We start from the raw sequence: 15588 nt of genomic DNA, 5'->3' as shown, positions 1-15588 counted from the left end.
ATATTATAGGTAATGTCAATATGGAGGAGATACTATGGAATTAAAAGATTGCATGAACTTTTTACTAAGTGCTAGTCAGAATAAAGTTTTTAAATATTTCAGCAAGCTTTTAGAGGAATATGGAGTAACACCAGCTCAATATGGTGTGTTGAATTGTTTGTGGAGAGAAGGACAATTATCTCCTAAACAAATTGGAGAAATGGTATATTTAGAAGCTCCTACTGTCTCGGGGATATTAGATAAAATGCAAAAAGCTGAATTAATAAAACGTTCGGTAGATCCAAAAAATCGTAGAAATGTTTTAGTGATGGCTACTCAAAAATCTAAAGAAATCAGAGATGAAGTTGAAGCTGCAACAATTAAGTTGAATAATAAGGTTCTTCAAAACTTGTCGGATAATGATAAAGTAGTACTAAAAAAAGCATTAGATACAATAATAAAGTCTGATTTTTAACGATATGTAGCCAATATAATAACACTTATTTTCTTAACCTACGGTTGGAACAGTACTTGGTTGGAGTGTAAATTTGCAGATTAGCTCTACCTAGTTTGTTAATATAAATTAAATTAGCCCCCCCTTCATAATGGTTGATGGGGGGGCCTGACTACGTTGTATAATGTAAGACTAAATCCCATTGTTAAACTAACCTGCCCCTTCGTATTATTAGGTCAGCCAGATATTTCTGGTTGACCAATTTTTATATAGTTTTAATATAACGGTAGCCGGGGTAGAACGTACCTGCCCGTGGGGCTTAAGATCCCGTCAACTAAACAGTTCGCCCCCTACTTGCTTAAACATGATTTGGCTGGTTGGGACCAAGATCTCGTATAACAAGCGAAGCTATGATACTGCAAGAAGGATTAGGGGTTACCGGCAAATATTATGTTTTTGGAGGAGATAAAAAATGAATCCAGTGGTTGGTCTGGATGTAGCTAAAGGTGAAAGTCAGGTTCAAGCATTCTTGGAAAAGAAGAAGCCTTATCAAGGCAGTTTCAAAGTTACACATACCATTGAAGGATTAGAAACGCTATTTCAGTTTCTGAGAAAAATAGAAAATAAAACAGGAATCAAACCTCCGATTGTATTGGAATCCACGGGGCATTATCATACGCCAGTTGTACAGTATTTTGAGGAGAGAGGCTACTTATTAATTGTCGTTAACCCACTCATTTCTTATCGTGCGAAGAGCTCAAGTTTACGCAAAGTAAAGACAGATATAATCGATGCACGTCACCTCTGCGAGCTGTACTATAAAGAGGATTTAGAGCCTTATAAAAAACGAGGGATACAACTCTTAAATCTTCGTAATCTTTCAAGACAACACGAAAATATAACAGGTATCTATGTACAAACAAAACTACAGTTCCAGGCTGTTCTTGATCAAGTATTTCCTGAATATAGAGGGGTTTTTGGAGATTTGTATTCGGTTGTTTCTTTGCTTACTCTATTAGAATTCCCTACTTCTGAAGACATATTAGCAGTCGGTGAAGAAACTGTAGCAAATAGGATTAATGAACTTTGTCCAAGTCGTTCTAAAAAGTGGGCGAATACACAGGCAGAGAAACTTACGGCTGCCTCAGCTCGAAACCCTTTTCAGAGAACCTTATATCAGAGTCACATTTTAAGCCTTGAAATGTATATAAAAATGCTTCTAGAATACCAAAAGCACCTATCCAAATTTGAAGACGAGATAGATGCTTTGGCAAAAGAAATTGAAGAATATAAGATTATCCAATCCATCCCTGGAATCGGTGAAAAAATCGCTGCAACGATTATTTCTGAAATTGGAGAGATTGAACGGTTTAATCACCCTAAAAAACTAGTGGCATTTGCCGGAATTGATCCAAGTATCTTTGAATCAGGTAAATTTAAAGGCACAGTAAATCGGATTACCAAAAGAGGTTCTGGCAGACTAAGACACGCCTTGTATATGGCTGTTAAATGTGCCATTCGTGATTGTCGCAAGAAGAAAACGACAGATGAAATCATCCCTCGTAACAAGCGATTACGAGAGTTTTATGATAAGAAACGTGAAGAAGGAAAGCCCTTTAAAGTAGCTGTGATAGCATGTGCCAATAAACTCTTACATTGGATTTATGCACTTTTAAAAAGCAACTCACCTTTCCAAGATAGGCTAGTTTGAAAGTATAACTAAACCACCCAGAACTTTCCAAACACAGAAACTTGGAAGGTTATTTGGTATGCACAAATTTAGTATAGCATGAAATATTTTAAGGTTTTATTGAAAAATATTGACAAACTATTGGCTGGTTTAGTTGCATAACAAAAAGCTGCCTTAAAGGCAGCTCCGATCTTCTTCAGCCAACGCAAAAGTGAATTGTATAATTCAAGGCGAAAAAACATTGGAAAGAAAATAAACCCATGAATCTAATATCATGGGTATTAAATAAGTTTTGGTCTACTTTAAATATTGTGTTAATATTTTATTTTAAATCAATCAAAATAAAACACTGATCATCATTTTTAAATTTCTCTTCTCCTTCATTCTGAAGTGATTGCAAAATTTTTTCTTTTAACCCAATCAAAGAATCAGATGAGTGCTCCATTAACAAGGAACCCAACCGGTGGAAGCCAAGAGGCTCCGAGACACCATCTGTGTATAGAAGGATCTTGCTACCTTTATCATAATTAAATGTTTCTATTTTAAACTGTATTCCCTCAAATGTTCCTATTGGGGGCGAGGTTGCTCGTAGTTCTAGCTGATTCCCTGCAGAATTCTGAAAAATAGCTGGTGGATGACCAGAATTCGTATATTCAATAGTTTGTTTGTCGGTATCAATAATAAGATAAATAGCCGTGCAATAATGCCAGGAATCTTGATTGTTATGGAACAAAGTATGTAAATGATCATCTAATTCTTTTATAACTACATTAGTAGCAGCTCCTTTTGTAATCAACCTTTGGAATAAAGATTGAAGAGACATGGTTATAAGTGCGGAAGAAATACCATGTCCCATTACATCTAATAAAATAATTCCATACCGATGTTTATTTATTTGATAGCAACCATAAATATCACCTGACAATTCCCTCGATGCAAAATAATATGATTCAATCTCAATGTGATCATCAGAAATAGTTTCAGGTAGTGACCTTTCTTGTATTTTCTTCGCTAGTTTCAATTCATTATGAGTATCTCTTTTGAATTTTTCGTTCTGTTTATTAACCTCCAAAAGTTTCTGCTGATTTTCCTCCAAGTCCTTAAGGGCTTTCTCCAATTTAGAATTAGCTTCACTTGTTTCCTTTAGAGCATCCTCAGCAAGTTTTTTTGATATAATTAACTGGTTTACGTATTCGATTCTTCTTTGCATAGGTATAACGACACACGTTATAACTTGGTTATCCGTATCTTGGCTGAGGGTGGCGTTAATCAGAACTGGTATTTCCTCTCCACTTACATTTGTAAGCGAGAGATACATTTCCTCTATTCGATGTTGAACGGTTACTAATGGAAAGAAATAAAGTTGAATAAATAACCGGGCAGATTTAGCAAGAATTACGTTGATGTGATGTCCAACCAGTTGCTCTGAACTATATCCAAGCAATTGTACTAATGTCTGATTAATAGATAAAAGAATGCCCTCCTTTGAAAGTGTAACAAAACCACAAGGAGCATGGTTTAATTGCTCATTCATAAGCCGGGCTCAAAACAACTTTACTAGGAAATTTCCCCAAATAATCACGGATTAATTGAACCGTCTCTTCAGGATGACTCATATGCGGGCAGTGTCCTGCTGCTTTCATATATGTAATCGTACTTTTGGGTACATGTTGACTCAGATACTCACCTACTACGGTAGGAGCAATTACATCTTCAGAACATTGTATGATTAGAGAAGGTACTGTAACTTTTGGCAAGTCCTCACGGTTATCTGCAAAGAAACAAGCCTCTGCAAATTTACGAGCAATGACGGGATCAGTAGAACAAAAACGATTTTCCAGCTCGTTTGCAACATCTGGCCGACCGGGATTATTTGTAACGGTTGAAGCAAAAAAAGTTGCCCAGCCGATATAATTTTTATCCATCATATCAATTAAGCCTATCAAATCTTCTTTCTCAAAACCTCCAAAATATTCAGGGAGGTCATTAAGGTAACAAGGGGATGGACCGATCAAAATAAGACGGGAAAAATACTCTGGATGTTGTAGTGATGCTAGTAAACCAATCATTCCTGAAACGGAATGACCAACAAATATTGCATTTTTAAGATTTAAGGCTGAACAAACATCTATCACATCTTGGACATAACCGGAAAGTTTGCTGTATTTATTCGGATCAAATGCCTTTACATCTGATTTACCCATCCCAACATAATCAAATAAAATAATTTGATTATCACTTTCAAATGATTCAGATACAGATTTCCATACCGTTTGGTCACATCCAAAACCTGGTGCGAATATCATAGTTTGTTCTCCATTACCTTTGATATTTACATTATTTCGGTTTAGGATATTTGGGTTCATAATAAAGCCCCTTTCTTATCATAACTGTAAAAAATATAACATTTTTCAAACTGTCTAATCCATCCTCATATTATACTCTTCCTCACTTATCACTTTTTATCAGGATTACTTATATTACTTAAAACCTCATTATCTCGACTATCAAGCAACTTCTCCCATACAGTAAAATCGCCTTGTATGTTTAAACGTGGTTTTAAAGAAATAGAAGAGGGAAGAAATGAAAAAATCAATTCCCTCCCTAAAGCGAATAAAGGTACACCTGTTTCAAATGCTTTCATCTCATCGGGTGTCCGCAGCATCCCAACACCCATCACAGGAACACGATTGCTGACACGCTCATGGATGTCTGATTGTTATCATCACGGATTGATCCGTTCCAAAAGCCGCCACAGAAATATGGAGATAATCCAGGTCCTGGTCCGCTAACTTGTCCACTAATTGCAACAACGTTTCTTCCATGGTGAGGACAGTTTTGACCTATTTTAGCTGAGTAATATCTGCCAATATTTCATAGGAATGGAGGCGTGCCTTATGATCATAAACCTGGGCGATTGCCATAATTTCATCGGCTTGACTTTCATCCAGAACCTTTTCCAGCTTTTCTTTTACGATTTGAGGGCTGCCGACAATCGAAGTTCCTAATTGATTCTCAAGGGCAGCTATTTCATAGTCGCTCGCTATATCATTAATATTATCCACTGGCGGCTGCAATGGGACTTCCTTCCCGCGCATCAAATTCAAGAACTGCTGCTGCAATGTTGTAGCGAGCCGCTCAGCTTCTTGATCTGTATCGGCCGCAATGATGTTTAGCCCTACCATTGCATGCGGCTTGTCCAGTACTTTAGAAGGCTTAAACGAACGGCGGTACAGCTGGATAGCCGGCAGTGTGTTATGCGGCGAGAAATGGCTCGCAAATGCAAACGGCAGTCCAAGCTCTCCTGCCAGCTGAGCACTGTATCCGCTCGAACCTAACAGCCAAATAGGTATGTTTAATCCCTCACCCGGAATTGCTTTAACATGACTATATCCTTGTGCCAGGGAAGGGTCAAAGTAATTCCGGAGCTCAGCCAGCTGCTCAGGGAAATCTTCTCCTGAACTTCTCAAGTCACGTCTTAATGCACGTGCGGTAAGCTGATCAGTGCCAGGTGCACGGCCCAAGCCAAGATCAATACGTCCTGGATATAATGATTCCAGAGTACCAAATTGCTCAGCAATAACAAGAGGTGCATGATTCGGCAGCATAATGCCGCCTGAACCTACCCGGATTTTTGATGTACCTGCTGCAACATGGGAAATGACTACCGATGTTGCAGAGCTGGCGATAAATGGCATATTATGATGCTCAGCGAGCCAATATCGGTTATACCCCAGCTTTTCAGCGAGCCGGGCCAGCTCCAAAGTATTGCGAAAAGAATCAGCCGGCGTCCTTCCATCTGCAATTGGAGAGAGATCCAGGACCGAGAATGGAATATCCGTAATTTGTTTTGTATTATTTTCAGGCATATGCTCATCTTCTTTCTTTAAAAATTTCGTTTCAAACCTATAAAAGAATTTACAGGTTGTATTCTTTGTCTTCTTTTACTGCTTCAATCTAAATCACATTAATTTAACTGATTTAATATCTGCAGAAAATACATCCTTTATTAGACTAGACAATGTTTAATTTACTGCAGCCTGAGCCAAAATTTCATAAGAGCGCAGCCGTGCCTTATGATCAAAAATCTCTGTATGAGCCATAATTTCATCAGCGTCAGTCTTTTCTATTAACTCATGGAGCTGCTGCTTCACACCTGCAGGGTCCCCGATGATGGAAGTGAAAAGCTGTTCTTCAACCGCCCTGCGTTCATTATCGTTCCAAAGCTTGTCCATATTATCAACTGGTGGCAAAATGGGCGAAGGCTGTCCGCGGGTTAACAAAAGAAATTTTTGATACATCGAAGTGGCAAGCCTTTGTGCCTCCTGTTTCTCATCAGCAGCCACCACTTGTACGGCTAACAGTACATAAGGCTCCTCCAAAAATTGAGACGGACGAAAATAATCCCGGTACAGTTTTATGGCCTCCATCATGTTACCTGGAGCAAAATGTCCCGCGAAAGAGAATGGTAACCCAAGTATTCCAGACAATTGTGCACTATAAAACCCTGAACCTAACAGCCAAATTGGCACATTTTTTTTTTCGCCGGGAATGGCGTGAATGCTAAATGAACCATTCTTAGTGGCTGTTCCTGTACCATAAAGATATGCGATAAGCTCCTCAAGCCGAGCATCAAATTCAGGTTCACCAGCAACCCGCTGCCGCAATACATTTGCTGTATATTGGTCGGTGCCAGGTGCCCGCCCCAATCCAAGGTCGATTCGGCCAGGGAAGAAGGTTTCTAATGTTCCAAATTGCTCAGCCACGGAAAGAGGAGAATAATGGGAAAGCAGCATTGCGCCTGATCCAATACGCATTTTTTCCGTGACAGAGGCTACTCGTCCAATTACGATCGGGGATGCTGAACTCGCCATTCCTGCCCAATTATGATGTTCAGCAAGCCAAAACCGTTTATATCCCCACTGCTCTGTTTTCTTTGCTAAATCAAGCGTGTTTTGAAGGGAAAGTTCGGCTGATCCTCCCTCGACAATTGGGGAGGGATCTAGCACTGAAAGTTCTATTTTCTTTGTCATAATTCTTCCTCCTTTTATACAATTAAATTTTTTAAAGCTGGCCTGTACCTTTATGGGTTGGAAAGTAAGGTAAAACAAATTCTCCAAGTTCCTGAATTACTTCCTCTGGAGGGCGCTTGGAAAAATACAGAACAAACGCCAAATGGTTGACACCAATCGCTTGAAATTGATGAAGTAGATCAACTAAACGGTTTCTTCCCACGGAATAGCCTAAGGGTATGGGTACAGACATTTCATCGGGATTTTCCAATAAATTGATGAACAAGCTTTGAGAGAAGGGTTTAAAATCTCCTGGAGCATGAACTTCAGTTAAAGCACGATAATCCTGGATAAGCTGCGCCTGTTGAATAATGCTTCTTGGGTATTGAAGCCACCCATCCCCATTCCTGGCTATCCAATTGATAGACTGATTGCTAAATCCAGTCACCATGGTCGGAATCGGAGATACAGGCTTTGGGATTAACCTCATATCTGTACCATCGATCAGCCCGGCGTTGCTGTGGATTGTCGGCTGATCCTCTTTTAACAGCCGGTCGAGAATTTCGAAATTTTCTTTAAATAACGGACCGCTTTCTTGCTTAGATATCCCTAAAGCTGTAAAGTCTTTTTCCCTGTCCCCTGATGCCACTCCCATAATCAATCGACCTGGAAACAATTGATCGATTGATGCAGCTTCCTTGGCTACCCTGACGGGGTGGCGCAAAGGGAGAACTACACTTCCTGTCACTAACGCAATGTGCTTCGTATAGGCAGCAAGATACGTCAAATAAATCCATAAATCGAACTTTTGGCCGTTATCATCAATATTCAAATTCTGCATCGTAATATCACGGAGCCATAATGAAGCAAAGCCATATTCCTCAATTTTACGGGCAAGCTCCAGCTGATTCTCCATAATCGGATTTTTAGACATCCTGGCAGTCGGGAGGATAAATCCGAGTGTCATTTTGTCTTTCTGGTACATGCTGTTATAGGCACGATGATTTTGAAAACTCACTCTTGGTCCTCCTTAAAAGGTTATATTTTTAAGCCTATATACTTTTCAAACTGTTTAATGGTTTCCTCATTGCGTCGATAATAAGTCCATTGTCCGATTCGTTTCATTTCCACCAGACCGCTTTGCAATAGGATAGATAAATACTGGGAGGTAGTGGACTGTGATAGTCCTACTTTGCTGCGAATATCACTAACACAAACCCCGCCATCAAAGCTTTTTTCTTTGATGACATGGGCCTGCGGGGAAAAGTTATTATCAGGTTCTTTCAACATTTGCAGAATATTTACTCTTATTTGATTTGACAGAGCCTTGAAAATTTCAACTGCCTGTTCGTCATTTATCATATTTGATTCCCGATTCAACGGTGCCCGCCCCTTTCTGATCTTATTAAAATCTATTTTGCTTGGAATGCGTATAAACTAATCGAACAAAAGGAAATTGATAATTTGCGATATCTCTATATTATTTTCCTTTATACCCAAAATCAAATTTTATGCTTTAGACAGGGCTAGGAAACGGCTTTATAAAGGAACTACACAAATTAGCTTTGAGAACAGGTGGCAAAGAGATGAGGATTATTTTGCCCATCTTTTAAATGGTTTGGGTTGGTATATAGCTTTGAAAATCAAGACTTTAAAAGGATAGGTGAAGAAACTTCTGATGAAAATGATGTTATAGATGACGATACAATGTCTATGGATTCTGTTGCTTCGTTTGGGATCCTTGTAAACAACGTTTTGAAGCAGTCTTTATTGAGTCAAAGAGTAAACCCTCTCAGGATGATATTGTAAAATGGATTAACAAGTGTAGAAGTGCACAGGAATTTATAGAGGAAAGTGATGAGATTCCACATAAATTATGTGCTGGAACAGGGCAGGAAGACATTCAATGTTCAAAAAGCATTGACTTTCTGTACAAAACTATCGTTCAGTAGACTTAATAGCTAACGAAGAAGCTGAAAAACTGGTTAATGGGATTGTTTTTGTAGCGGGTGCAGGAAGATCCGGGCTTATGGGTAAATCCTTTGCCATGCGAATGATGCACATGGGGATAGTAGATGGGTTTATGCCTAAAAAATTTTTAAAGTCTTCAGGTAACTGCATAACACTAGCTCCTTTTTATTTTTTATAAAGGGGACCACCAGCAAAACGCAAATTTACAACGTTAAGGAAATACTAATATTAAAATGCCCAATTTCTCAGCATTAAATTGAGAAATTGGGCTTTTTTCCATACTTTAGATAATGCCTCGATTGTGGAAGATTGATAAATTTGAACAAAAAAGTGATTATTTCTACATCTTTGGGTGAATCATATCATTTCACAGAAACTTTACCTTGAACTTCAATTTTAACATCTGCTTTTTTCAATATATTTCCGACATCGCACCCTTTATCTGCTGCTTCTGTCGCTCTTTGTGCAGATTGAATTTGTTCTTCTGTCGCGCCAGCAGATAAAACGATGTGAGGATAATGGATAATTTTAAACTCATTATCAGATATACTTGCCTCAGAGTTCACTGTAAGTTCTTCCACAGGAAGTTTTCTGCTTTCAAGCACAAATGTTAGTGTTGCTGCATAACAAGTTGTTACAGAAGCAACGAGAACCTCTTTTGGATTTGCTCCGTTACCACTACCTCCTAATGATGTTGGAATAGCGATTTTTGTATCCAGATACTCCGCTTTAAGGGTTCCATTCCCTGTTACCCCACCATCCCAAATTGCATTCACATTTATTTTCATATCAGCCATAATTAACACTCCTTCAATATATTAAATGCATATATATCTTGCCTATTCACGTATGTTTTTACTCGATGGGTATCGCAAACACTTCGTTAAAAGACAAGAAGAACATTTTAGAGGGCGTGGCTATTTTTGGAATTTGGGTACGTTCGTGATTCAGCTAAGGATCAAAATACAGAACGACAGCTTAAGAAATTTCGTGAACTTAGAATTGAAGAACGTTATATCTTCATTGATAAACAAAGTGGAAAAGATTTCAATCGTCCGCAGTATCAGGCGATGCTCCTAATCATTCGCGAAGGGGATTTGATATACCTTGATGCACTAGATCGATTAGGTCGGGATTATGATGGTATTATTCGAGAGTGGAAGTATATTACTCGAAAGTTAAACCCAGCTATTGTGGTATTAGAGAATGAGACGCCTTTTGATAGCCGGAAATTCCGGGGAATGGGTGATCTTGGGAAGTTAATGGAGGACCAATTTTTAAGTCTACTTTCTTATGCCGCTGAGCAAGAACGTAAAAAAAATAGACAACGGCAGGCTGAAGGAATTGAAGTAGCAAAGAATAAGGGAGTGAAATTCGGGCGACGTAAGTACAAGATCAATGCTGATTTCATTCAGGTGTATGATGAGTGGAAATCTGGATTTATTACTTCGACAGAAGGAATGAAGCGTCTTGATTTAAAGCCAAATACCTTTTATCCACGAGTCATCGCGGGACTACAATCGATTAGGCTTTGCCGTCCAATTAGCACTACTACGTTATGCGGGAATAATTCGAAAAGGGTATTAAACTTCCCCGATAAAAAAACTGTATGGAATAAATTCTACACAGTTTTTTTGAAATTCCTATTAGATTGTCAGCAACTCCAAAAATATTCCCTCTTTAAAGTGAATTTTCAAATAATATCCAATGGCATTTTCCTAGTAGGTTTAGGAAATACTTGATCTATTCTACTGAGATCTTCTTCAGTAAACTCAATTGCTGCTGCTTCAGCATTTGCTAAAACATGTTCATCTTGAACCGCTTTTGGAATAGAGATGACGTTATTCGAACGGATGGTCCAAGCAAGAGCGATTTGTAATGGTTGGACATTGTATTTGTCAGCAATATCATGAATAGCTGAATCGTTTAAAAGCTGTCTTCTTAAAGAGCCTCCTTGAGCAAGGGGACTATAGGCCATGATTGGCATGTTATGTTCACGCTGCCATGGTAAGAGATCGAAGTCGATTCCTCTTGAACCTAAATGGTATAGCACTTGGTTCGTCACACAATTTTTTCCATGCTTAGTGTTCCATAGCTCTTCCATATCAATCGTGTCAAAATTAGAGACGCCCCATCTTAAAATTTTCCCTTCTTCACGTAGTTTTTCCATTCCTTCAATTGTATCCTCTAAAGGAACACGTCCTCTCCAGTGGAGAAGATATAAGTCCAAGTGGTCTGTTCCTAGTCGTTTTAAGCTGTTTTCACATGCTTTTGAAATCTTATCTAAACCTGCATGATGGGGATACACTTTTGAGACTAAAAAGACTTCATTTCTGCGCCCTTTAATGGCTTTGCCAACTAAGCGTTCAGAGTCTCCATTTCCATACATTTCAGCAGTGTCAATAAGTTTCATACCCAATTCTAAGCCGAGCTGCAAGGCTTTTATTTCTTTGTCTCTCACTTGGGGATTTTCCCCCATGTACCATGTTCCTTGTCCTAGACTAGGTAAAGAAGTGCCGTCAGGCAGGGTTACCACGTGTTTGGCTAAAGCATTTTTAATTTCCGCTCTTTTCTTTTCTTCCATTAGGCTCGACCCTTTCTTTTATGTATTTGGGTATCATAGAAGTAGAATGTTAACGTCTCTTCGTATAATTACGCATATATTTAAAATTTCCGCAACCAAAAAAATCCTTCTTTGTTGCATGATATGGCCATTTCTGCTTCCGTCTGTGCAAAAAAAACAAAGAAGTGAGGATGGCCTATAAGTGTCTGACACTTTGAGTCATCCTCATCTATTCTAAATAAATTTATCAATCGACTTTGATATCAAATGGATTAGATCAGATGAGCTCCTCCATCGATAAGAACCGATGTGCCAGTTGTAAACCCATTTTTCACTAGGTAAACATAGGTTTCAGCAATATCTTTAGGTTGAGCAACACGTCCGACAGGTAATTGCTTAGCAATCCCATGGTACATATCTTGTCTTTGATCTTCTGGCATTCCGCCGTAAAGAGGAGTGTCAACGATACCAGGTGATACCACGTTTACTCTGATGGGTGCCAGGTCTACTGAAAGTCCTCGTACTAATCCATCGATTGCTGAATTAATGGAAGCTAGAGTCGTTGTACCTTGAGGAGGACGCACACCATATACACCAGAAGTTAATGTAATAGAACTTTCATTATTCAAGTATGGAAGAGCAGCGCGAACCGAAATATACTGCCCCCAGAACTTACTATCAAAAGCCTCTCTTACGGTTGCAACAGGCAGTTCGCTAAAGTGACCCATAACGCCTTCACCTGCTGTAACCACCAGGTGATCAAATTTCCCAACCTTCTTGAAAAAGTCTGCAACCTTTTCCTCGCTGCGAAAGTCGATTTCATAGCCCTCTACGTTACCACCAAGCTTCACTTTTGCGTCAGATAATTTTGAAGCAGAACGGCTAGCAATAATAACTTGAGCGGATTCATCGATAAACGCCTTAGCAGCGGCTAAACCAATACCAGATGTACCTCCTAAAACAACCACTCGTTTTCCTTTTAATGACAACGCAATTCCTCCTTTATTCATACGTTTGTTTAACCAACTTGTGGATCCTGATTAATGAATCCGCAAGTTAGAAATATTTACGTTTTTACATCAGCATTATTTAGCTAAAAGTTTAAGTGATTCACGATTAAATGCTGGAATATCTTTTGGTTCTCGACTTGTTACAATATTTTTGCTGATGACAACTTCTTCGTCTTTAAAATTTGCACCAGCATTTTTCAAATCGTTGCGAATGGATTTATAGCCAGTGATGTCGACACCCTTTAAAAGGTGTGTATCGATTAACACTTGTGGTCCATGACAAATGGCAAAAACAGGTTTTCCATCTTGGATAAATGCTTTTGCAAATTCACCAAAACGATCGTCTTCACGCAATAAATCGGGAGAGAATCCACCAGGGATAAGCAACGCATCAAAGTCTGCAGGATGAACTTCATCAATGGATTTATCAATTTTTACGGTTGTGCCTTTTTTACTACTTCGTTACCTGATTGTTTGTCAATCGTGATAACTTCATGACCAGCTTCTTTAAAGGCTTGTACTGGTTCAGTGTACTCCACATCTTCAAATAGGTTTGTTATAAGCGTAGCGATTTTTTTGCTCATGTTCATTAACCTCCTTAAAATCATAGAACAGAAGTAAAAATATTCATTTTCGTACCATGTTCTGATTATCTTCATTAGAAGTTGATTTTATCTCCGTTGTAAGCCGCAATATAGATTTTTTTCATATCCTCCACCGATACTTCTCGTGGATTGGACGGAGTACAAGGATCCTCAAAAGCTCCTGCCATCTGGTTCAGGTGTTTTTCAAATTCTGCTTCTCCCACACCAAATTCCTTTACTGTTAATGGCATTTTTTCATCATCTCACCTGAAAATATGTATTATTCTTGATTCCTTACTATAAAACAGTTCAGCTAAAATCCTTTACAACACAGGAATATTATTTACCTTTTTTCCAGAATGTACTCCTTTATTTCCTTTATGAACTGGATCATTGCAAATAAAAAGACCACAAGTCTTGACTTATTAAAAGTCTACTTGTGGTTTTTAATCCCCTCTTTTTAGAATGATTGCTATTTAATAGGTGCACTTTTATTGGCAGGAGTATCCATCACATTCTCCATATAGTTTTTACCCCATTCATACATGGAATCGAGTATTGGCATTAAGCTTTTTCCTTGTTCGGTCAATGAATATTCTACTTTTGGCGGAACAACAGGATAGACTTTTCGTTCAACAATGAGGTCTTCTTCTAGCTCGCGTAATTGGTTAACAAGCATTCGTTGGGTAATGCCCGGCATAAGAGCCTTCAGCTCACCAAATCGCTTCGTTCCCTCTTTTCCTAAATGCCACAAAATCAGCATTTTCCATTTACCGCCAATAACATAAAGCGTTAATTCTTTTTCACAGTTAAACATTTTTTCCTGCATACGTGACATTTGTTTCACCTCCACTTCTATATAGTATACTTTTTAACACTATGTAACAATAAAGTGCGTACTTTCACACTTTTAATATACACATTATACTAACACTGTACCATTATTAACAAGGTTACGGTTGCCAGGAGAAATGAAAGTGAGTAATGGGCATAATTACTACTGTGCAACAAACTTAAAAAATTATGAGGAGTGAAACATAGATGGAATTACAATTAGCATTAGATTTAGTCAACATTCCAGAAGCAATCGAATTGGTAAAAGAAGTAGAGGAGCATATTGATATCGTAGAAATCGGAACACCGGTTGTGATCAACGAAGGTCTCCATGCAGTAAAGGCAGTAAAAGAAGCATTCCCTAACTTAAAAGTATTAGCAGACCTGAAAATTATGGATGCTGCTGGATATGAAGTGATGAAAGCTTCAGAAGCAGGTGCTGATATCATCACTATTCTTGGAACGGCTGAAGATATGTCGATTAAAGGTGCTGTAGAAGAAGCGAAAAAACAGGGTAAAAAAGTCCTTGTCGATATGATTGCGGTAAAAGACCTTGCTGGACGTGCTAAAGAAGTGGATACTATGGGCGTGGATTATATTTGTGTTCACACGGGCTACGATCTTCAAGCAGTCGGAAAAAATTCTTTTGAAGATCTACAAACCATCAAAAGTGTGGTTAAAAATGCTAAAACGGCCATCGCAGGCGGCATTAAATTAGAAACACTTTCAGAAGTCATAAAAGTAAATCCGGACCTTGTCATTGTAGGCGGCGGGATTACTGGACAAGCTGATAAAAAAGCTGCTGCTGCCAAAATGCAACAAATGATCAAAGAACAAACGGTTACAGCAGGTTAATCCTAAGATGCAGACGACTCAATATTTAGCAGAAATCTTAAAAGAGCTTAATCATTCAGCTGACTTAATCGCAGATGAAGAAGCTGAAAAACTCGTCAACGGGATACTTGAATCGAAAAAAGTTTTTGTCGCCGGTGCAGGCAGATCAGGATTCATGGCCAAATCCTTCGCCATGCGGATGATGCATATGGGAATTGATTCTTATGTAATCGGTGAAACTGTAACTCCCAACTTTGAAAAAGAGGATATCTTAATCATCGGATCAGGATCCGGGGAAACGAAAAGCTTAGTCTCCATGGCTGAAAAAGCAAAAAGCATTGGTGGTAAAATTGTAACTGTCACGATATTCCCTGATTCCACTATTGGACAGTTAGCAGATATCACCATTAAATTGCCTGGATCCCCGAAAGACCAATCAAAGGGCGATTATAAAACCATCCAACCAATGGGCTCACTATTTGAGCAGACCCTTTTACTTTTTTATGATGCCGTCATCTTGAGATTCATGGAGAAAAAGGGATTAGATACCAATAAGATGTATGGCAGACATGCCAATCTTGAATAAAACATAGTCCTAAGAATGTAATAACCAAAAGACCGCAGACATACTAAAGAAACTTTGCGGTCTTTTGGTTA

At 38.7% G+C, this 15588-nt stretch carries 17 protein-coding genes and 3 pseudogenes; 6 read left to right on the top strand and 14 right to left on the bottom strand.

Annotation, left to right across the window (positions count from 1 at the left end; all coding sequences use genetic code 11):
- The first annotated feature begins 34 nt into the window (after positions 1 to 34).
- Both QUF78_RS13025 and QUF78_RS13020 read left to right on the top strand, forming a co-directional pair.
- Positions 35 to 454 carry a MarR family winged helix-turn-helix transcriptional regulator gene (locus tag QUF78_RS13025; RefSeq protein WP_144554001.1) on the top strand — a complete coding sequence of 140 codons (420 nt, stop codon included), beginning with the start codon at positions 35 to 37 and terminating at the stop codon, positions 452 to 454.
- Between the two features lie 451 nt (positions 455 to 905).
- On the top strand, positions 906 to 2144 hold the full coding sequence (locus QUF78_RS13020; protein WP_289324650.1) for an IS110 family RNA-guided transposase: 1239 nt from the start codon (positions 906 to 908) through the stop codon (positions 2142 to 2144).
- A gap of 301 nt (positions 2145 to 2445) precedes the next feature.
- Here the strand turns inward: QUF78_RS13020 and QUF78_RS13015 are convergent, their stop codons facing one another.
- The 8 genes from QUF78_RS13015 to QUF78_RS12980 all read right to left on the bottom strand — a co-directional run bounded on the left by QUF78_RS13015 (position 2446) and on the right by QUF78_RS12980 (position 8497).
- Positions 2446 to 3657 (bottom strand): SpoIIE family protein phosphatase, encoded by a 1212-nt coding sequence (locus QUF78_RS13015; protein ID WP_289324969.1) that lies wholly within the window; start codon positions 3655 to 3657, stop codon positions 2446 to 2448.
- On the bottom strand, positions 3650 to 4489 hold the full coding sequence (locus QUF78_RS13010) for an alpha/beta fold hydrolase (protein ID WP_289324968.1): 840 nt from the start codon (positions 4487 to 4489) through the stop codon (positions 3650 to 3652). Before QUF78_RS13010 ends, QUF78_RS13015 begins: the two co-directional genes overlap by 8 nt.
- An 89-nt stretch (positions 4490 to 4578) precedes the next feature.
- On the bottom strand, positions 4579 to 4800 hold the full coding sequence (locus tag QUF78_RS13005) for a hypothetical protein (protein WP_289324967.1): 222 nt from the start codon (positions 4798 to 4800) through the stop codon (positions 4579 to 4581).
- Positions 4801 to 4825: 25 nt separating this feature from the next.
- The gene (locus QUF78_RS13000; RefSeq protein ID WP_289324966.1) at positions 4826 to 4948 is read right to left on the bottom strand and encodes a hypothetical protein; all 123 of its coding nucleotides are present in this window, start codon (positions 4946 to 4948) and stop codon (positions 4826 to 4828) included.
- Positions 4949 to 4966: 18 nt separating this feature from the next.
- The gene (locus QUF78_RS12995; RefSeq protein ID WP_289324965.1) at positions 4967 to 5992 is read right to left on the bottom strand and encodes an LLM class flavin-dependent oxidoreductase; all 1026 of its coding nucleotides are present in this window, start codon (positions 5990 to 5992) and stop codon (positions 4967 to 4969) included.
- 156 nt (positions 5993 to 6148) lie between these two features.
- A complete protein-coding gene (locus tag QUF78_RS12990; RefSeq protein WP_289318540.1) occupies positions 6149 to 7156 on the bottom strand; it encodes an LLM class flavin-dependent oxidoreductase in 1008 nt (335 codons plus the stop codon).
- A gap of 31 nt (positions 7157 to 7187) precedes the next feature.
- Entirely contained in the window at positions 7188 to 8153 is a 966-nt protein-coding gene (locus tag QUF78_RS12985; protein ID WP_289324964.1) for a TIGR03571 family LLM class oxidoreductase, read from the bottom strand.
- A gap of 20 nt (positions 8154 to 8173) precedes the next feature.
- Positions 8174 to 8497 carry an ArsR/SmtB family transcription factor gene (locus QUF78_RS12980; protein ID WP_289318621.1) on the bottom strand — a complete coding sequence of 108 codons (324 nt, stop codon included), beginning with the start codon at positions 8495 to 8497 and terminating at the stop codon, positions 8174 to 8176.
- Positions 8498 to 9092: 595 nt separating this feature from the next.
- Between QUF78_RS12980 and QUF78_RS12975 the strand changes: the two are divergent.
- Positions 9093 to 9206 (top strand): annotated as a pseudogene (locus QUF78_RS12975) (6-phospho-3-hexuloisomerase); the annotation flags it as partial.
- A gap of 262 nt (positions 9207 to 9468) precedes the next feature.
- On the opposite strand, the gene QUF78_RS12970 reads toward QUF78_RS12975, so the two are convergent.
- Entirely contained in the window at positions 9469 to 9903 is a 435-nt protein-coding gene (locus tag QUF78_RS12970) for an OsmC family protein (RefSeq protein WP_289324963.1), read from the bottom strand.
- 126 nt (positions 9904 to 10029) lie between these two features.
- Between QUF78_RS12970 and QUF78_RS12965 the strand changes: the two are divergent.
- Positions 10030 to 10602, top strand: a pseudogene (locus QUF78_RS12965) (recombinase family protein); the annotation flags it as partial.
- A gap of 197 nt (positions 10603 to 10799) precedes the next feature.
- Here QUF78_RS12965 and QUF78_RS12960 read toward each other — a convergent pair.
- The 5 genes and pseudogenes from QUF78_RS12960 to QUF78_RS12940 all read right to left on the bottom strand — a co-directional run bounded on the left by QUF78_RS12960 (position 10800) and on the right by QUF78_RS12940 (position 14101).
- Positions 10800 to 11690 carry an aldo/keto reductase gene (locus tag QUF78_RS12960; RefSeq protein ID WP_289324962.1) on the bottom strand — a complete coding sequence of 297 codons (891 nt, stop codon included), beginning with the start codon at positions 11688 to 11690 and terminating at the stop codon, positions 10800 to 10802.
- Between the two features lie 251 nt (positions 11691 to 11941).
- Positions 11942 to 12658 (bottom strand): SDR family oxidoreductase, encoded by a 717-nt coding sequence (locus QUF78_RS12955; protein ID WP_289324961.1) that lies wholly within the window; start codon positions 12656 to 12658, stop codon positions 11942 to 11944.
- Between the two features lie 96 nt (positions 12659 to 12754).
- Positions 12755 to 13263: pseudogene (locus QUF78_RS12950) on the bottom strand (type 1 glutamine amidotransferase domain-containing protein).
- Positions 13264 to 13337: 74 nt separating this feature from the next.
- Positions 13338 to 13514, bottom strand: coding sequence for a hypothetical protein (locus QUF78_RS12945; protein ID WP_289324960.1), 177 nt, complete (start codon positions 13512 to 13514; stop codon positions 13338 to 13340).
- A gap of 221 nt (positions 13515 to 13735) precedes the next feature.
- The gene (locus QUF78_RS12940; protein ID WP_063593816.1) at positions 13736 to 14101 is read right to left on the bottom strand and encodes a winged helix-turn-helix transcriptional regulator; all 366 of its coding nucleotides are present in this window, start codon (positions 14099 to 14101) and stop codon (positions 13736 to 13738) included.
- A 203-nt stretch (positions 14102 to 14304) separates the two neighbouring features.
- Here QUF78_RS12940 and hxlA point away from each other — a divergent pair, with 203 nt between their 5' ends.
- Complete coding sequence (hxlA, locus tag QUF78_RS12935; RefSeq protein WP_289324959.1) at positions 14305 to 14952, top strand: 3-hexulose-6-phosphate synthase; 648 nt, start codon at positions 14305 to 14307, stop codon at positions 14950 to 14952.
- A 7-nt stretch (positions 14953 to 14959) separates the two neighbouring features.
- Positions 14960 to 15517 carry a 6-phospho-3-hexuloisomerase gene (hxlB, locus tag QUF78_RS12930; protein ID WP_289324958.1) on the top strand — a complete coding sequence of 186 codons (558 nt, stop codon included), beginning with the start codon at positions 14960 to 14962 and terminating at the stop codon, positions 15515 to 15517.
- The last annotated feature ends 71 nt before the right edge of the window (positions 15518 to 15588 follow it).

The organism is Peribacillus sp. ACCC06369 (genome assembly GCF_030348945.1).
In the GTDB taxonomy this organism is placed as follows: domain Bacteria; phylum Bacillota; class Bacilli; order Bacillales; family DSM-1321; genus Peribacillus.
This window is presented reverse-complemented; position numbering and strand designations above follow the sequence as displayed.

Coding starts and splice junctions, on each gene's coding strand:
- QUF78_RS13025 (WP_144554001.1), top strand. CDS start 35: ATGGAATTAAAAGATTGCATGAACTTTTTACTAAGTGCTAGTCAGAAT.
- QUF78_RS13020 (WP_289324650.1), top strand. CDS start 906: ATGAATCCAGTGGTTGGTCTGGATGTAGCTAAAGGTGAAAGTCAGGTT.
- QUF78_RS13015 (WP_289324969.1), bottom strand. CDS start 3,657: ATGAATGAGCAATTAAACCATGCTCCTTGTGGTTTTGTTACACTTTCA.
- QUF78_RS13010 (WP_289324968.1), bottom strand. CDS start 4,489: ATGAACCCAAATATCCTAAACCGAAATAATGTAAATATCAAAGGTAAT.
- QUF78_RS13005 (WP_289324967.1), bottom strand. CDS start 4,800: ATGGGTGTTGGGATGCTGCGGACACCCGATGAGATGAAAGCATTTGAA.
- QUF78_RS13000 (WP_289324966.1), bottom strand. CDS start 4,948: ATGGAAGAAACGTTGTTGCAATTAGTGGACAAGTTAGCGGACCAGGAC.
- QUF78_RS12995 (WP_289324965.1), bottom strand. CDS start 5,992: ATGCCTGAAAATAATACAAAACAAATTACGGATATTCCATTCTCGGTC.
- QUF78_RS12990 (WP_289318540.1), bottom strand. CDS start 7,156: ATGACAAAGAAAATAGAACTTTCAGTGCTAGATCCCTCCCCAATTGTC.
- QUF78_RS12980 (WP_289318621.1), bottom strand. CDS start 8,497: ATGATAAATGACGAACAGGCAGTTGAAATTTTCAAGGCTCTGTCAAAT.
- QUF78_RS12970 (WP_289324963.1), bottom strand. CDS start 9,903: ATGGCTGATATGAAAATAAATGTGAATGCAATTTGGGATGGTGGGGTA.
- QUF78_RS12960 (WP_289324962.1), bottom strand. CDS start 11,690: ATGGAAGAAAAGAAAAGAGCGGAAATTAAAAATGCTTTAGCCAAACAC.
- QUF78_RS12945 (WP_289324960.1), bottom strand. CDS start 13,514: ATGCCATTAACAGTAAAGGAATTTGGTGTGGGAGAAGCAGAATTTGAA.
- QUF78_RS12940 (WP_063593816.1), bottom strand. CDS start 14,101: ATGTCACGTATGCAGGAAAAAATGTTTAACTGTGAAAAAGAATTAACG.
- hxlA (WP_289324959.1), top strand. CDS start 14,305: ATGGAATTACAATTAGCATTAGATTTAGTCAACATTCCAGAAGCAATC.
- hxlB (WP_289324958.1), top strand. CDS start 14,960: ATGCAGACGACTCAATATTTAGCAGAAATCTTAAAAGAGCTTAATCAT.